The organism is Phreatobacter stygius (assembly GCF_005144885.1).
Classification (GTDB): Bacteria; Pseudomonadota; Alphaproteobacteria; order Rhizobiales; family Phreatobacteraceae; genus Phreatobacter; species Phreatobacter stygius.
Genome location: NZ_CP039690.1, coordinates 3,011,628 through 3,027,596, shown reverse-complemented (window position 1 = coordinate 3,027,596; position 15,969 = coordinate 3,011,628). Strand labels below are relative to the sequence as shown.

Genomic DNA, 15,969 nt, shown 5'->3' with positions numbered 1-15,969 from the left:
CCGGCATGGCGATCGCAAGCGGCCACACATGGCGGCCGATGCGGCCCGGCGACCTTGGCCGCGTGGCGGCGATCGCGGCGGAAGTGCATCCGGATTTCCCCGAGGACGACGCGGTGTTCGCGGAACGGCTGGCGCTCTACCCTGAGGGCTGCCTGATGCTCGAGGCCGCCGGCAGCCCGGCCGGTTATGTCGTCAGCCATCCCTGGCGATCGGGACAGTTGCCGGCGCTCAACGCATTGCTGACGAAACTCCCGGACGACCGGTCGACCTATTACATTCATGACCTCGCGCTGTTGCCGGCGGCGCGCGGCAGCGGCGCCGCATCCGCGATCGTGGCCATCCTGGTCGGCCAGGCCGTCGCCGAGGGCTTGCCCGACCTGTCGCTGGTGGCGGTCAACAACTCGCAGGGCTTCTGGCAGCGCCACGGCTTTTCGGTGGTCACCGATCCCGCGCTTGCCGACAAGCTCGCGAGCTATGACGCGGCCGCCCGCCTGATGGTGCGTCCGACCCGCGGCTGACCGCCCGATCCTTATGGAATCCTTACCTTGGCGGGCCGCAATTCCGATCGCTCCCTTACGGCGTCCGGGCCTATGACAAGCCGGTTCCGCAGTGCCGAGGGAGACGGTCATGTCTTCGCTACTATCCACCCTGTCCCGACCCGTGTCGCAGCCGTTCCGTCTCATCTGCGGGCGCAACAGCGCCGGCCTCTGGGTGCTGCAAAGCGTCGACGGCGGTTATGGCTCGCTGTTCCCGTCGCGGGATGCGGCGCTGGACGAAGCGATGACCGAGAACGGCGGCGAACCGGTGGACGTGATGTTCGTCGGCGGCACCGTCGAACTGGACTTCCGCCCGCGCCCCGACTGGCCCGTGCAGGGCCCTGCCGCGCCAGCGACAAGACCGAGCGATGGCGACCATGGCGCGTGGCCGCGATCCGCCACGGTGCCCGGGACCACCCGCGCCAGCGCATTGGTTGCCCCCGCCTCGACCGGCAGAGCCGGCAGGCAGGGCACCCGGCCGGGCGTCGGTATCCCGCTCCTGGGCCTGCCGGGCTTCGTCGCCGCAAGCATGGCGGTGATCATCGTGGCGGCTGGCCTGCTTGCTGCGATCAACCCGTTGTGACGGTCATGACGACCCGAAACCTGGCGACAAAAGACCTGGCGATCGCCGCCCTGCTGCGCGCCTGAGCGCCATGGCGGCCGGCCGATTCCGGCCGGGCCGCCATCCCCCAATCCGCCACTCGTGACATTTGTCGCGTTTTCTGCAAGATGCCGCGATCTTGGAGCCTGTCCCTGTCGCGGACGGGGCCACCCAGAGCGATGTGCCGATGAGTTCCTTCACGCTCGCCGATCTCGAGACCGTCGTGGCGGCGCGCGCCGCCGCTGCGTCCGAGCAAAGCTACACCGCCTCGCTGATCGCCAAAGGCCCGGTGCATTGCGCCAAGAAATTCGGCGAGGAAGCGGTCGAGACCGTCATCGCGGCGACCGAGGGCGAGCCGAACGCGCTGATCGCCGAAAGCGCCGACCTGCTGTTCCATCTCCTGGTGGTGTGGAAAAGCCGCGGCATCACGCTGGATGCCGTGATGGCCGAGCTCGGCCGCCGCACCCATCAGTCGGGCCATGCGGAAAAGGCATCGCGCGGCGAAAAGCCTGCGGGAGCCGGCCGATGAACGAAGGTCCCCTGCTCGACGACATGATCGGAGCCACCACCATGGTGCACGAGGTCGACGCTCCCTCGCCCTATCGCGTGTTCACCCGCGCGCAATGGGCGGCCAAGCGCGCCGACACGCCAATGACCTTGACGCCTGACGAGGTGACCAAGCTCAAGTCGTTCACCGACCAATTGTCGATCGACGAGGTCGAGGCGATCTATCTGCCGATCTCGCGCCTCTTGTCCTTTTATGTCGCGGCCCAGCAGAAGCTGTCGCGCGCCAGCCAGACCTTCCTCGGCGCGACCGATGTGAAGATCCCCTTCGTCATCGGCGTCGCCGGTTCGGTCGCGGTCGGCAAATCGACCACCTCGCGCGTGCTCCAGGCGCTGCTGTCGCGCTGGTCGAACACGCCAAAGGTCGACCTGGTCACCACCGACGGCTTCCTGTTCCCGAACGCCTATCTGGAACGCGAAGACCTGATGAAGAAAAAGGGCTTTCCGGAGAGCTACGACACCAAGTCGCTGCTGCGCTTCCTGGCCGACGTCAAGGCCGGCAAGCGCCACGTCAAGGCACCGATCTATTCCCACACCGTCTATGACGTGGTGCCGGGCGGCAGCATCACGGTCGAGCGGCCGGACATCCTGATCGTCGAGGGCCTGAACGTGCTGCAGACCGGCCGGCCGCCACGCGACGGCAAGGCCATTCCCTATGTCTCCGACTATTTCGACTTCTCGGTGTTCATCGACGCCGAGGAGGACGTGCTGGAACAATGGTATATCGAGCGCTTCATGCGGCTGCGTGAAACCGCCTTCCGCGATCCGCAGAGCTATTTCCGCCGTTATGCCGAAAAGACCGAGTTCGAGGCGCTGAAGACGGCGCTCGGCTTCTGGTACGGCATCAACCTGGTCAACCTGCGCGACAACATCCTGCCCACCCGCCAGCGCGCCAAGCTGATCCTGAAGAAGGATCGCAACCACCAGATCGAGAGCGTCAGCCTGCGACGGGTGTGACGCCGCCGCCGGCGATGCCATCCCATCCGATGGGATGAAAAACCATCCCATCGGACAAGATGACAGCGCCGCAGCCTTCGGCTAGCTGTCGCGACATCCCGAGCCTTGAGGAAACGTCCATGGAAACGCCCGTGTCCTACGAGACCATCATCGTCGAAACCCGCGGCAAGGTCGGCCTGGTCACACTCAACCGGCCGAAGGCGCTGAACGCGTTGAACAGCCAGGTGATCGGCGAGATCAATGCGGTGCTGGACGGCTTCGAGAGGGATCCCGGCATCGGCGCCATCGTCATCACCGGCTCGGAAAAGGCCTTTGCCGCCGGCGCCGACATCCTGGAGATGAAGGCCAAGACCTATCCGGAAAGCTATCTGGAAGACTTCATCACCACCTGGGATCGCATCGGCCAGCGGCGCAAGCCGATCATCGCGGCGGTGGCCGGTTATGCGCTGGGCGGCGGCTGCGAGCTCGCCATGATGTGCGATTTCATCCTGGCGGCCGATACCGCCAAGTTCGGCCAGCCCGAAATCAAGCTCGGCGTCATGCCGGGCGCCGGCGGCACGCAGCGCCTGACCCGTTTCGTCGGCAAGTCCAAGGCCATGGAAATGTGCCTGACCGGCCGCCTGATGGACGCGGCCGAGGCCGAGCGGGTCGGCCTCGTCTCGCGCATCGTTCCGGCCGCCGACCTGGTCGCTGAGGCGATGAAGGTCGCAGCCCAGATCGCCGACCTGTCGCTGCCGGCCGTCATGATGACCAAGGAATCGGTCAACCGGTCCTATGAGACGACGCTCGCCGAGGGCGTGCGTTTCGAACGCCGGGTGTTCCACGCGATGTTCGCCATGGCCGACCAGAAGGAAGGCATGGCAGCCTTCGCCGAGAAGCGGCCGGCCGACTTCAAGAACCGCTGACCGGCCGAGCCTGCCGACGCCGGCTCGAAGCCCGATCCTTAAGCGACAGGTTTCCGGCCAGCCGCGACGCGTGTCGCCAAGGCCGCGCCATGCTCTCGCGCAATTTCCGCCCGGCTTGGGACCCGCCTGTTTCACGGCCGGCGGGGTTGGCAAGCCGATCCAGGCCGGCGGGAAATGCTCTGGGCGCGCGGGAGCCCTGCGGCACCGCATGCCCGCATGCCTTTTCATCGCCGCACGGACGTTCATGATCGAGGCCAAGATCCTCGAAGGAATTGATATGCCTGTTTCTCTCGCCGACGTTGCCACCGCCAATGCCAGCCGCTACTTGCAGCAGCTGTGCAAGCATTGGAGCCACAAGTTCCAGGTCGAGTTCGATGCCCATACGGGCAAGATCCCGTTCAGCGAGGAAGCGCGACTGATCCTCACTGCCAATGGCGACATTCTGTCCTTGCGCCTCGATGCGACAACCGAGCGGCTGCAAACCCTCGAACAGGTCGTCGAGGACCACCTGAAGCGCTTCGCCTTTCGCGAGGAGCTGCATATCGACTGGCGGCCGGCGGCCTGATGGCCGATCGCGCGAAGGTGTGAAAACGGCCTCGCCGCAGCGCAACAATCTGTGGCACCATCACGACCATTGGAGTGAGGCATGATCAAAGGGACCGGGCCTCGGCGCCCCGATGCCCGGGAACTTCGGATCATGTCCTGAGGCCGGCGCCGCCGGCCGCTGGAGACCGGCCGCATGACCTTCGTGACTGATCTGCTCGCAACCGTCACCCGGCGCAGCCGCCAGCTGATCGGCTGGGGTCCGGAGGAGACCACCAGGCGCTCGCCCGCCGATATCCTGCAACTGGCCGACCAGCTCCTGTCCCGCCGGGGCGAGGCTTCGGGCGTGGCGCTCGCCCGCGACATCATTTCCAGCTATCGCGCGCTCGACGCCAAGGGCCGCACGGCCGTGCTCGGCGCGGTCGCCGAACGTTTCGCCGCCGACCATGACAAGCTGCAGGCGGCGATCGCCGACTACCAGGCCGACCCGACGGCCGCGGCCACCGCCCAGCTGCATGTCGCCGCCGAACCGCGCCGCCAGGAACTGGTCCGCCGGCTCAACCTGGCGCCGGGCGGCACGCTGTCGCTGGTCAGGCTGCGCGAGGACCTGCTGGCACGACTGCCCGACCACCCGGAACTGAAGGTGCTCGACAGCGATCTCGTCCACCTGTTCTCATCCTGGTTCAATCGCGGTTTCCTGGTGGTCCGGCGCATCGACTGGTCGACGCCGGCCAATATCCTGGAAAAGATCATCCGCTACGAGGCGGTCCACGCGATCAGGGACTGGGACGACCTGCGCCGCAGGCTGCAGCCGGAAGACCGGCGCTGCTATGCCTTCTTCCATCCCCAGCTCGACGACGAGCCGCTGATCTTCGTCGAGGTGGCGCTAACCACCGAAATCCCCGGCGCGATCGGGCCGCTGATCGCCGAAGGCGGCATGCCGGTGGCCGCCGACGAGGCCCGGGTGGCGGTGTTCTATTCGATCTCCAACTGCCAGGACGGGCTTGCCGGCATTTCCTTCGGCTCGTTCCTGATCAAGCAGGTGGTGGAGGAGCTGAAACGGGAGCTGCCGAAGCTCGCGACCTTCGTGACGCTGTCGCCGGTGCCGGGTTTCGCGCGCTGGCTGAAACAGGAGCGCGAGGCCGAACCCTCGGAGCTCGCGGCGGAAGACCGCGAGGCGCTGCAGCTCCTGGACAAGCCCGACTGGCGCGCCAACACCCTGGCCGCCGAATGGGTCGACCGGGTGCTGGCGCGCGCCGCCGCCCGCTATTTCGTCGCGGCCAAATCGCCGGGCGGGCGGCCGCTCGATCCGGTCGCCCGTTTCCATCTCGGCAATGGCGCCAGGCTCGAGCGGATCAATCCCGGCGCCGACCTGTCGGCCTCGGGCCTCAGGCAATCCCATGGCGTGATGGTCAACTATCTCTATGACCTGCCGCGGATCGAAGAGAACCACGAGGCCTATGCCGAGCGGCGCGCGGTGGTGACCAGCGCGGCGGTGAAAAAGCTCGCCGCAAGCAAGAGCTGACGGGCCGGCCGGGCACGGCCGGTTCCAATGCAACATGGTTACATGTCTCACCGACCTGTGTTTTGGCGGAAAAATCTTCTCTCCCTAGGGTTTAAGCGAAGCCGCGCGGCAAAGCGCGGCTCGTCATAACGACCCGGAGGAAGCCCCATGACCCGCTGCCAGACCAGCCTTCTCGCCGCTGCCGCAGCCCTTGCCCTGATGGGGGCGCCGGCGGTCGCCCAGCCCGCCAACATGACCTTCTTCATCACCTCTCAGGGACCCGGACGGGGCGCCGACCTCGGCGGGCTCGAAGGCGCCGACCGGCATTGCCAGGCGCTCGCCCAGGCCGCAGGGGCCGGAACCCGCACCTGGCGGGCCTATCTGTCGACGCAAGGGGCGGGCGCCGTGAATGCGCGCGACCGGATCGGCCGCGGCCCCTGGCAGAATGCCCGCGGCGCGGTCATCGCCAAGGACGTCGCCGAACTGCACGGCACCAACAATCTCAACAAGCAGACGGCGCTGACCGAAAAAGGCGAGCTGGTGAACGGCCGCGGCGACACGCCCAACATGCATGACATCCTGACCGGCTCGCAGACCGACGGCACCGCCTTTGCCGGCGCCGACGATCGCACCTGCGGCAACTGGACCAAGAGCGGCGAGGGCTCCGCCATGGTTGGCCATCATGACCGCCAGGGCCTGAACACCGAGCCGCCGGCGCTGTCGTGGAACACCTCCCATCCGTCGCGCGGCTGCGGCATCGACGCCTTGAAGGCGACCGGTGGCAACGGCCTGTTCTACTGCTTCGCGACGAATTGAGACCGCGACCGGCCGTCGGTTCGCTTCGTCCGGAAGCGGGCTGACGGTCAGGCCTGCTGTCCCGGGCCGCGATCGAGCCAGTGCAGGGTCAGCCAGACCATGACGGCGAGGCAGCCGGCCATGCCGAGCGCCAGCGCCCACCAGGTCAGGCCCATGACGAGGGCAAGGAGCATGGCCAGTCCCCAGACCGGCGCGGCGACCAGCAGCACCGGGATCATCAGGAGGATGCCGCCGATCTCATGGTCCCGACCGGTGAGATCGGCGCCCCAATAGATGACGACACAGCACCCCATGGCGACGAGGCCGAGCGCCAGAAGACGCATCGTCCAGCTCCAGTCATGGCCGACGGCGGCGCGCGCCTGGGCCGCGAAATAGCCGGCGTCGTGGACGCCGCCGGCCATCGTGACCGGCAATATCCGCGCCTCATCGGCCGAGACCGGCACCAGGCGGTCACCCTGCTGGCGCGCGATCAGGCTCACCGGGGCGGGGCCGGCGACCTCCAGGCTATAGGATATCGCGAGATCGCCGACCTCGGGCGCCGCGGGATCGACGGCCGAAACGATGCGTCCGCCGACCAGGCGCAGATCGTTCCGCCCGAGCCTGGCGGCCAGCGCCGGCAAGGCCCCGGCCGATACCGGCTGGCGGACGACAGGGGCAATGCGCTCGGCAAGCCGCGGGTCGAGCGGCAGGTCGCCGATCAGCATGCCCGGCGCGAGCATGGTCCGTGACATCAGCGGCATGGGCGGATTGCTGCGCCCGTCGGGCTTGCCGTCGATGCTCAGGAGCATGGTCGGATAACCGAAGCCGAGCCAGCGGGCCGCGATGGTCCGGCTGGCGGAATCGGCGCCGGTGAGGCGCATCCACTGGAACATCTCGACCTGGCGCGTCAGCTTGAGGCCGTCGGCCTGAAAGCCGGTGTCGGGATCGACCACCGGCGCCTGGGCCGTGACGATGCCGGTGACATGAACGAGGCGGCCGTCATGGGCCGGGTTCAGCCGTGCCGGATCGATCGAGACGATGCCGGCCGCGATCCGGTCGACACGGCGGCCGAGGCGCCGGTCGATATGTTGGCCAACCACCATGAGCAGGATCGCGGCGAGCACGCAGCCGGCGGCCAGGACATATTGGGTCGGCAACCGGTGCCCTGAAATCGCCGTGCTGGTCATCACCTAAAAAAACCGTCAGCTTGGCGGCAGCGGCGCTGCCATCCCCTTCAGTTTCAGCACGGCCATGTTTCCGCGGTCTTGCACCTCTTGAGAAATTGCGTTGCGTCGAAAGAAACGACCGGGCGAGCGCCTCGGCCGCATGGCCGATCCTGCCGGCGCCCAGCAAAAAGGGCGGCCTTTCGGCCGCCCTCCTTGAATTCATCCGTCGGCCAAAGAAGGCCTTTCAGCGCACCGCTCACTCGGCGGCGTCGCCCTCTTCCTTCTGCTTCTTCTCGAGGTCTTCGCCGGTCGTCTGGTCGACGATCTTCATCGACAGGCGGGTCTTGCCGCGATCGTCGAAGCCGAGCAGCTTCACCTTGACCTTGTCGCCTTCCTTGACCACGTCGGTCACCTTGCCGACCCGCTGATTGGCGAGCTGCGAGATGTGGACGAGGCCGTCACGCGAGCCGAAGAAGTTCACGAAGGCGCCGAAATCGACAACCTTGACGACGGTGCCGTCATAGATCTGGCCGAGCTCGGGCTCCTGGGTGATCGACTTGATCCAGTTGACCGCGGCGCGGATCGATTCGCCATTGGCCGACGCCACCTTCACGGTGCCGTCGTCCTCGATATTGATCTTGGCGCCGGTCTTCTCGACGATCTCGCGGATCACCTTGCCGCCGGTGCCGATCACTTCGCGGATCTTGTCGGTCGGGATCTTGAAGCTCTCGATGCGCGGCGCATGTTCGCCGAGCTCCGAACGGGCGGCGGTGAGCGCATTGGCCATCTCGCCCAGGATATGGGCGCGGCCGTCCTTGGCCTGGCCGAGGGCGACCTTCATGATCTCCTCGGTGATGCCGGCGATCTTGATGTCCATCTGGAGCGAGGTGATGCCCTCGGACGAACCGGCCACCTTGAAGTCCATGTCGCCGAGGTGATCCTCGTCGCCGAGGATGTCGGACAGCACCGCGAAGCGCTCGCCCTCGAGGATCAGGCCCATGGCGATACCGGCGATCGGACGCTTGATCGGCACGCCGGCGTCCATCAGCGCCAGCGAGGCGCCGCAGACGGTGGCCATCGACGAGGAACCGTTGGACTCGGTGACCTCGGAAACGACGCGGATGGTGTAGGGGAACTCGTGCTTCTCCGGCAGCATCGGACGCACCGCGCGCCAGGCAAGCTTGCCGTGGCCGACTTCGCGGCGGCCCGGACGGCCCATGCGGCCGGCTTCACCCACCGAATAGGGGGGGAAGTTGTAGTGCAGCAGGAAGTTTTCCTTGTAGGTGCCGTTGAGCGCGTCGATGAACTGCTCGTCTTCCGCGGTGCCGAGCGTGGTGACCACCAGTGCCTGGGTCTCGCCGCGGGTGAACACGGCCGAACCATGGGTGCGCGGCAGGATGCCGACTTCCGAGACGATCGGACGGACGGTCTTCAGGTCACGGCCGTCGATGCGCGAGCCGGTGTCGAGGATGTTCAGGCGAACGACCTTGGCTTCGAGCTCCTTGAACACGCCGGCAACCACCTGCTTGTCCAGCTTGCCTTCGGCGGCATCGCCGGCGAACTGGGCCAGCGCCGTCTTCTTGACTTCGCCGACCGCGGCATAACGGGCGGTCTTCTCGCGGATCGAATAGGCGGCGCGCAGGTCCTTCTCGACCAGCGCCAGCATGTCCTTCTCCAGCGCCGAATAGTCGGGCGGGGTGAAGTCGCGCGGTTCCTTGGCGGCCTTCTCGGCCAGCGCGATGATCGCGTTGATGACCGGCTGGAAATATTTGTGGCCGAACATGACGGCGCCGAGCATGACCTCTTCGGACAGCTCCTGGGCTTCCGATTCAACCATCAGCACGGCGTCGGCGGTGCCGGCGACGACCAGATCGAGCTTCGAATCCTTGATGTCGTCGACATAGGGGTTGAGCACGTATTCGCCGTCGATGTAACCGACGCGGGCGGCACCCACCGGGCCCATGAAGGGCACGCCGGACAGGGTCAACGCCGCGGAAGCGGCGACCATGGCGACGATGTCGGGATCGTTTTCCATGTCGTGCGAGAGCGTGGTGACGATCACCTGCGTCTCGTTCTTGTAGCCGTCGACGAACAGCGGCCGGATCGGCCGGTCGATCAGGCGCGACACCAGCGTCTCGCGCTCGGTCGGCTGGCCTTCACGCTTGAAATAGCCGCCGGGAATGCGACCGGCCGCGAAGTATTTTTCCTGATAGTTGACCGTCAGCGGGAAGAAGTCGATGCCGGCCTTCGGCTCGAAATTGGACACGACGGTGGCGAGCACGGTGGTCTCGCCATAGGTGGCGAGCACGGCGCCGTGCGCCTGGCGGGCGATCTTGCCGGTCTCGAGGACCAGCTTGCGACCACCCCAGGTGATCTCCTCGCGATGAATATCGAACATGGCTTTTTTCCTTTCTCGGACCTACGGACGGCAAATAGCCATGGGCAAGACGGCAAGAGGCTCGTATCGCGGCGTCACGCGCCCCGAGCCCCTTGCGATCCTGCCATGGCGATCGGTCTGTCCAGTGTGTGGCCTTGTCTAGCCAGGACCGCGACCCTGCGCGGCCTTCGGTGCGGAGGCTCCCGGGATGGGAAGGCCTCTCGAATGCGAAACGGCCCCGCCCGCTGTTCAAGCGGCAGGGCCGGTCCGGATGTCAGCGACGGATGCCGAGGCGCTCGATCAGCGCCTTGTAGCGCGGCTCGTCCTTGCGCTTCACATAGTCGAGAAGCGAACGGCGCTGCGAAACCATCTTCAGAAGACCACGGCGGGAATGGTTGTCCTTCACGTGGCTCTTGAAATGCTCGGTCAGATTGGTGATGCGCTCGGTGAGGATCGCAACCTGGACCTCAGGCGAACCAGTGTCGCCGGCCTTCAGGGCATATTCCTTGATGAGCTCGGCCTTACGGGCGTCAGAAACCGACATCGGTCAAATCCTTATTCATGAGTGTTGGTCTTGCGGCCGCGCCGGGATGTCGTCCAGCGTGGTCGAATGGCTCCGCGGGCAATGAACAGGGAATGAGCGCCGGTGCGGACCCGGTGGTACAGATCGTGCCACCGAAGGCGCGGCTTATACACGAAAACGGCGCAAAGGGAAGCGATACGGTGGTTCGCCCCCCGGGGACCGGCCGCAGGCTTCCACGCCGGGCCTGAATCGCCGCATGATGAGCCATGGACCGAAGCCCCTCCGCCACCCTGCCCCAGCCTCCCGTCGACGGCCGTCAGTCGGAACGGGCGCTGGCCATTGCCCGCGGCACGACCCGGCTGATGGCGGCGCTCGATTTCGCCGTGGTCGCCGAATTGCCCTTGCCGTCCGGCCGGCGCGCCGACCTGGTGGCGCTCAATCCGGCGGGAACGCTGTGGATCATCGAGGTCAAATCCTCGATCGATGATTTCCGCACCGATCGCAAATGGGGCGACTATCGCGCCCATGCCGACCGGGTGCTGTTTGCGGTCGCGCCGGATTTCCCGACCGCGATCCTGCCGGACGAGGCCGGCCTGATCCTGGCCGACGCCCATGGCGCCGAACTGCTGCGCGACGGCATCGCCACGCCGCTGGCGGCGGCAACCCGCAAGGCCATGCTGCTGCGCTTCGCCCGCGCCGCCGCCGGCCGGCTGACCCTGCTGCACGACCCGCTGGCGCGCGGCAATTGGGACCTGTGAGGCCGGATCAGCGCGGCGCGCGCTTGGCCAGGATGCGCTGCAGGGTGCGCCGGTGCATGCCGAGCCGGCGGGCGGTCTCGGAGACGTTGCGGCTGCACAGCTCATAAACCCGCTGGATATGTTCCCAGCGCACCCGGTCGGCCGACATCGGGTTTTCCGGCAGGTCGCTCATCGGCCGCGCCACCGCCAGAAGGGCTGCGAACACGTCGTCGGCGTCGGCGGGCTTGGCCAGATAGTCGACGGCGCCAAGCTTCACCGCGTTCACCGCGGTGGCGATATTGCCATAGCCGGTCAGGATGACGCCGCGCGCGTCGGGGCGCGCCGTCTTCAAGGCCGAGATGACATCGAGGCCGTTGCCGTCGCCGAGCCGCATGTCGACCACGGCGAAGGCCGGCGGGCGCGCCGCGACCACGGCCAGGCCCTGGGCCACGCTTTCGGCCGGCGTGACCGCGAAGCCGCGGGCCTCCATGGCCCGGCACAAGCGCTGCAGGAATGGCTTGTCGTCATCGACGACCAGGAGCGAGCGATCCGCCGGCAATTCGACCGATGCCGTGTGAGTGGCGGATTCATTCTCGAGCATGTGATGCACCTCCGGTCGGCGATTTCGGCACCAGTGCCGTCTTCCTTATCTAGGATGTCGGCGGCGCCACTCAAGTCTCGGTCTGCGCCGGCTGCACCGGAACGGCCCTGGGCGCCGGACCGGAGAGGCCGTCGCGGAAGGCCGCGCGCGGCCAGACCACCTCGACGATGGCGCCGGTTTCGGGCGCCGTCCTGTTGCGGAAGGTGATACGCGCGCCGGACCGTTCCAGCAATGTCTTGGCGATGAACACGCCGAGCCCCATGCCCGACGGCTCCTCGCCGATCTGCTCCTCGTCCGCCGCGCGCCGGCTGCGGCCCTTGCCGCGCCGGGTGAGATAGGGCTCGCCAATGCGGTCGACGATATCGGGCGGGAAGCCCGGGCCGTCGTCGGCAATGATGACGGCCACCTGGCTATTGTCCCAATGCGCCTTGATCGCCACCGACGAGCGGGCGAAATCGACGGCGTTTTCGACAATATTGCCGAGCCCGTAGAGCACCGCCGGGTTGCGCTGGATCACCGGGCCGCCCTCGCGGTTCTCAGGCAGGTCGACGGTGATGGCGACGTCGAAGAAACGGTGTGGCTGGACCACCTCCTCGATCAGCTGGGCCAGCGGCATGGTGTCGAACGGCGCGTCGCCGCCCGACAGGCTCTTCAGTTTGGCCAGAATCTCGCGGCAGCGTTTGACCTGCTCGCCGAGCAGCGCCATGTCCTCGCCGATCGGCCCGTCCTTGGGCAATTCGCCGGCGAGCTCCTTGGTGACCAGCGCAATGGTCGCGAGCGGCGTGCCGAGTTCATGCGCGGCGGCGGCGGCCAGGCCGTCGAGCTGCGACAGGTGCAGCTCGCGCGCCAGCACCAGTTCGGTGGCGGCGAGCGCGTCGGTGAACTGGCGCGATTCCTCGGCGACCTGCCAGGCATAGAGCCCGATGAAGGAAATGCAGAGCACCAGCGCCGCCCAGACGCCGAAGAGGTAGAGCGTCGGCAGACGCAGGTCGTCGCGCCATTCCCACGGCAGCGGCAAATGCACGAAGGCGACGACACTGGCGCAAGCCACCGCCAGGACGCCGATCGACAGGGTCATGCGCGGCGGCAGCGAGGTGGCCGAGATCAGCACCGGGGCGAGGAACAGGAAGGCAAAGGGATTTTCCAAGCCGCCGGTGAGGAACAACAGGAAGGCCAGCTGCAGGATGTCCCAGGCGAGCGACGCGCCGGCTTCCGGCGCGTCCAGCCGGTGATTGGCCGGATAACGCAGCCGGAGCGAAATGTTGAGCCAGGCCGAGGCGCCGACCGCGATCAGGCACCATTCGATCGGCAGCGAGGAATCAAGACCCCAGAATACCGTGAAGATCGCCGCGGTCTGGCCGGCGAGCGCGAACCAGCGCAGCCGGATCAGCGTCTCCAGCCGGACGCTGCGCCGCCAGGTGGTGGTTTCAGTCAGCAGGTTGAGCCTGAGATTCATCCGCATCGGCGGAACCTAGGCCGCATGGGCTGGAAAAGCCATGCGGCGCGACGGCGCCCAAACCGAGCCGAGCCGAAGACGGCTCACATCGCGAGATCGGCGACCACGGCGTCGAGCACCGGGAAACCCGCCGGGGTCACCTTGAGGCGATCGCCGGGCAGGCGCGCCAGGAAACCTTCGCCCTCCAGGAAGGCAATGCGCTCGGGATCCAGCACGCGGCCGGACAGGGCCTCATAGCGCTTCAGGTCAATGCCTTCGGCGAGCCTCAGGCCCATGACCAGGAATTCGTCCGCGGTCTCTTCCTGGACCAGCCGCTCCTCGGCAATGACGCCGGAACCCTGGGCCTCGACCAGGCCGAGCCAGGTTTCCGGATGCTTTTCGGTTGATGTCGCGACCCGGCCGTTGCCAAGCGTCAGCCGGCCATGGGCGCCGGGCCCGACGCCGGCGAAATCGCCCGAACGCCAATAGATCATGTTGTGCCGGCACTCGGCGCCGGGGCGGGCGTGGTTGGAAATCTCATAGGCCGGCAGCCCGGCCTCGCTGCAAATCTGCTGGGTCAGGTCGTAAAGAACCCGGCCCATTTCGGCGTCCGGGACCTTCAGCTTGCCGGCGCGGTGCAGGGCCTCGAACACCGTGCCGGGCTCAATGGTGAGCTGGTAGAGCGAGAGATGTTCGGCGGCTTCCGCAATGGCCCGCCGGAGCTCGGCCTCCCAGGCCTGAGGGGTCTGGTCGGTGCGGGCATAGATGAGATCGAAGGAATAGCGGTCGAAATGCCGGCGCGCGACGTCGACAGCGCGCAGCGCCTCGTCGACCGAATGCATCCGGCCGAGACTTTTCAGGTCGGCATCGTCGAGCGCCTGGACGCCGAGCGAGACCCGGTTGACGCCGGCGGCGCGAAAACCCTTGAAGCGCTCGGCCTCGACGCTGGTCGGATTGGCCTCCAGCGTCACCTCGCAATCGGCACCGACGGTCCAGAGCCTGGCGATCTCGTCGAGCACGGCGCCAACCGTTGCCGGCAACATCAGCGAGGGCGTGCCGCCACCGAGGAAGATCGACGACACGCGGCGGCCGGGCACACGCGCGGCGGTCGTCCTCAATTCGCGGGCAAACGCCGCAACGAAGCGCTCCTGGTCGGGCGCGACATGGCGGACATGGCTGTTGAAATCGCAATAGGGACATTTCGAGGCGCAGAACGGCCAATGGACATAGACCCCGAATCCGGGATCGTCCGTGCCGCCGCCGCCGGGAGGTCGAAATGTCGTCATGGCCCGTATCTAGGCCTTTCCGGCCAGGTTTTGAAGCGGCGGCAGGACCGTTTCGGCGAGCCGCATGAAGGCGCGGGCGCGGTGCGACAGGCCCTGGCCATGGGGCGGCAGGCCATGTTTGGCTTCCGGCCCGATCTCGCCGAAGGTCAGTGCCAGGCCGTCGGGCACAAACATCGGGTCGTAACCGAAACCTTGCGCGCCGCGCGGCGGCCAGGCCAGCGTGCCGAACACCCGTCCCTCGAAGATCGCCTCTTCGCCGTCGGGCCAGGTCAGCGACAGGGCCGAAACGAAATGGGCCCGGGCGCCGGCGGTGGCGACGCCGCGCAAGGCCAGCTCGCGATCGACGCGGGCCATGGCGGCGGCGAAGTCGCGCGGGTTGCCGGCCCAGTCGGCGGTGAACAGGCCGGGGGCGCCGTCGAGCGCGTCGATGGCCAGGCCGGAATCATCGGCAACCGCCGGCAATCCGGTGGCGGCGGTGGCGGCGCGCGCCTTGATGGCGGCGTTCTCGGCATAAAGCGTGCCGATCTCGGCGGGCTCGGGCAGGCCGAGCTCGCCGGCGGAGACCAGCTCGATGCCATGCGGGCCCATCAGGTCGCGGAATTCGGCGAGCTTGCCCTTGTTGTGGGTGGCAACCACCAGCCGGGTGCCGGCGCTGAGCTTGCGGCCGGTCACGCGACCGCCGTCTTCTGCAGGTCGACCAGCTTGGTGCAGCCGGTCTTGGCGAGCGCCAGGAGCTGCAGCAGCTCGGCTTCCGAGAACGGCGTCTTCTCGGCGGTGCCCTGGATCTCGACAATGCCGCCGGCGCCGGTCAGCACGAAATTCGCGTCGGTATCGGCTTCCGAATCCTCGGCATAGTCGAGGTCGAGCACCGGCGTCCCCTTGTAGATACCGCAGGAAATGGCGGCGATATGGTCCTTCAGCGGGTTCGCCTTGACCATGTCGCGGGCCTTCATCCAGGCGATGCAATCATGCAGCGCCACCCAGGCGCCGGTGATCGCGGCGGTGCGCGTGCCGCCATCAGCCTGGATCACGTCGCAGTCGATGGTGATCTGCCGTTCGCCCAGCGCCGGCAGGTCGACCACCGTGCGCAGCGCCCGGCCGATCAGCCGCTGGATCTCCATGGTGCGGCCGGACGGCTTGCCGGCGGTCGATTCCCGGCGCGTGCGCTCCAGCGTCGCGCGCGGCAGCATGGAATATTCCGCGGTCACCCAGCCGCGACCCTGGCCGCGCAGCCAGGATGGCGGCTTTTCTTCCAGGCTCGCGGTGCACAGCACATGGGTATTGCCGAATTTCACGAAACAGGAGCCTTCGGCATAGCGGGCAACCGCGCGTTCGAGCGAGACGGGGCGCAGCGCGTCGGGCGCGCGTTTGGAGGGACGCATGGCGGGTTCCTGGTCAAATGATTGCGGTTCTTACGGCGAGCCGGGCCGAAGAACAAG

General features: G+C 67.2%; 17 protein-coding genes. 9 read left to right on the top strand and 8 right to left on the bottom strand.

Annotated features, from left to right (window positions below):
- Positions 1-5: 5 nt before the first annotated feature.
- The 8 genes from E8M01_RS14025 to E8M01_RS13990 all read left to right on the top strand — a co-directional run bounded on the left by E8M01_RS14025 (position 6) and on the right by E8M01_RS13990 (position 6,426).
- Positions 6-518, top strand: a complete 513-nt coding sequence (locus E8M01_RS14025; RefSeq protein ID WP_136960676.1) for a GNAT family N-acetyltransferase — start codon at positions 6-8, stop codon at positions 516-518.
- A gap of 109 nt (positions 519-627) precedes the next feature.
- Positions 628-1,119 carry a hypothetical protein gene (locus E8M01_RS14020; RefSeq protein ID WP_136960675.1) on the top strand — a complete coding sequence of 164 codons (492 nt, stop codon included), beginning with the start codon at positions 628-630 and terminating at the stop codon, positions 1,117-1,119.
- A 205-nt stretch (positions 1,120-1,324) separates the two neighbouring features.
- Positions 1,325-1,666 (top strand): phosphoribosyl-ATP diphosphatase, encoded by a 342-nt coding sequence (locus tag E8M01_RS14015; RefSeq protein WP_136960674.1) that lies wholly within the window; start codon positions 1,325-1,327, stop codon positions 1,664-1,666.
- A gap of 41 nt (positions 1,667-1,707) precedes the next feature.
- The gene (gene coaA, locus E8M01_RS14010) at positions 1,708-2,658 is read left to right on the top strand and encodes a type I pantothenate kinase (RefSeq protein WP_136964632.1); all 951 of its coding nucleotides are present in this window, start codon (positions 1,708-1,710) and stop codon (positions 2,656-2,658) included.
- Positions 2,659-2,789: 131 nt separating this feature from the next.
- Positions 2,790-3,563: an enoyl-CoA hydratase gene (locus E8M01_RS14005; protein WP_136964631.1), complete on the top strand. Its 774-nt coding sequence runs from the start codon at positions 2,790-2,792 to the stop codon at positions 3,561-3,563.
- Between the two features lie 244 nt (positions 3,564-3,807).
- On the top strand, positions 3,808-4,128 hold the full coding sequence (locus E8M01_RS14000; RefSeq protein WP_246088729.1) for a DUF2218 domain-containing protein: 321 nt from the start codon (positions 3,808-3,810) through the stop codon (positions 4,126-4,128).
- Positions 4,129-4,302: 174 nt separating this feature from the next.
- Positions 4,303-5,631, top strand: a complete 1,329-nt coding sequence (locus E8M01_RS13995) for a malonyl-CoA decarboxylase (protein WP_136960673.1) — start codon at positions 4,303-4,305, stop codon at positions 5,629-5,631.
- Between the two features lie 147 nt (positions 5,632-5,778).
- Positions 5,779-6,426 carry a lectin gene (locus E8M01_RS13990; RefSeq protein ID WP_136960672.1) on the top strand — a complete coding sequence of 216 codons (648 nt, stop codon included), beginning with the start codon at positions 5,779-5,781 and terminating at the stop codon, positions 6,424-6,426.
- A gap of 47 nt (positions 6,427-6,473) precedes the next feature.
- Here the strand turns inward: E8M01_RS13990 and E8M01_RS13985 are convergent, their stop codons facing one another.
- From E8M01_RS13985 to rpsO, 3 genes are all read right to left on the bottom strand, one after another.
- On the bottom strand, positions 6,474-7,592 hold the full coding sequence (locus E8M01_RS13985) for a TMEM43 family protein (RefSeq protein WP_136960671.1): 1,119 nt from the start codon (positions 7,590-7,592) through the stop codon (positions 6,474-6,476).
- Positions 7,593-7,827: 235 nt separating this feature from the next.
- Entirely contained in the window at positions 7,828-9,969 is a 2,142-nt protein-coding gene (gene pnp / locus E8M01_RS13980; protein ID WP_136960670.1) for a polyribonucleotide nucleotidyltransferase, read from the bottom strand.
- Positions 9,970-10,222: 253 nt separating this feature from the next.
- The gene (gene rpsO, locus E8M01_RS13975; RefSeq protein WP_136960669.1) at positions 10,223-10,492 is read right to left on the bottom strand and encodes a 30S ribosomal protein S15; all 270 of its coding nucleotides are present in this window, start codon (positions 10,490-10,492) and stop codon (positions 10,223-10,225) included.
- Positions 10,493-10,737: 245 nt separating this feature from the next.
- Here rpsO and E8M01_RS13970 point away from each other — a divergent pair, with 245 nt between their 5' ends.
- Positions 10,738-11,229 carry an MmcB family DNA repair protein gene (locus tag E8M01_RS13970; RefSeq protein WP_136960668.1) on the top strand — a complete coding sequence of 164 codons (492 nt, stop codon included), beginning with the start codon at positions 10,738-10,740 and terminating at the stop codon, positions 11,227-11,229.
- 7 nt (positions 11,230-11,236) lie between these two features.
- On the opposite strand, the gene E8M01_RS13965 is transcribed toward E8M01_RS13970, so the two are convergent.
- The 5 genes from E8M01_RS13965 to rph all read right to left on the bottom strand — a co-directional run bounded on the left by E8M01_RS13965 (position 11,237) and on the right by rph (position 15,912).
- Entirely contained in the window at positions 11,237-11,809 is a 573-nt protein-coding gene (locus E8M01_RS13965) for an ActR/PrrA/RegA family redox response regulator transcription factor (RefSeq protein WP_136960667.1), read from the bottom strand.
- 70 nt (positions 11,810-11,879) lie between these two features.
- A complete protein-coding gene (locus E8M01_RS13960; protein WP_281287846.1) occupies positions 11,880-13,271 on the bottom strand; it encodes an ActS/PrrB/RegB family redox-sensitive histidine kinase in 1,392 nt (463 codons plus the stop codon).
- Positions 13,272-13,348: 77 nt separating this feature from the next.
- Positions 13,349-14,530, bottom strand: coding sequence for a radical SAM family heme chaperone HemW (gene hemW, locus E8M01_RS13955; protein ID WP_136960666.1), 1,182 nt, complete (start codon positions 14,528-14,530; stop codon positions 13,349-13,351).
- 9 nt (positions 14,531-14,539) lie between these two features.
- Positions 14,540-15,202 carry a non-canonical purine NTP pyrophosphatase gene (locus E8M01_RS13950; RefSeq protein ID WP_136960665.1) on the bottom strand — a complete coding sequence of 221 codons (663 nt, stop codon included), beginning with the start codon at positions 15,200-15,202 and terminating at the stop codon, positions 14,540-14,542.
- A complete protein-coding gene (gene rph / locus E8M01_RS13945) occupies positions 15,199-15,912 on the bottom strand; it encodes a ribonuclease PH (RefSeq protein ID WP_136960664.1) in 714 nt (237 codons plus the stop codon). The genes E8M01_RS13950 and rph overlap by 4 nt, the downstream gene beginning before the upstream one ends.
- Positions 15,913-15,969: the final 57 nt, after the last annotated feature.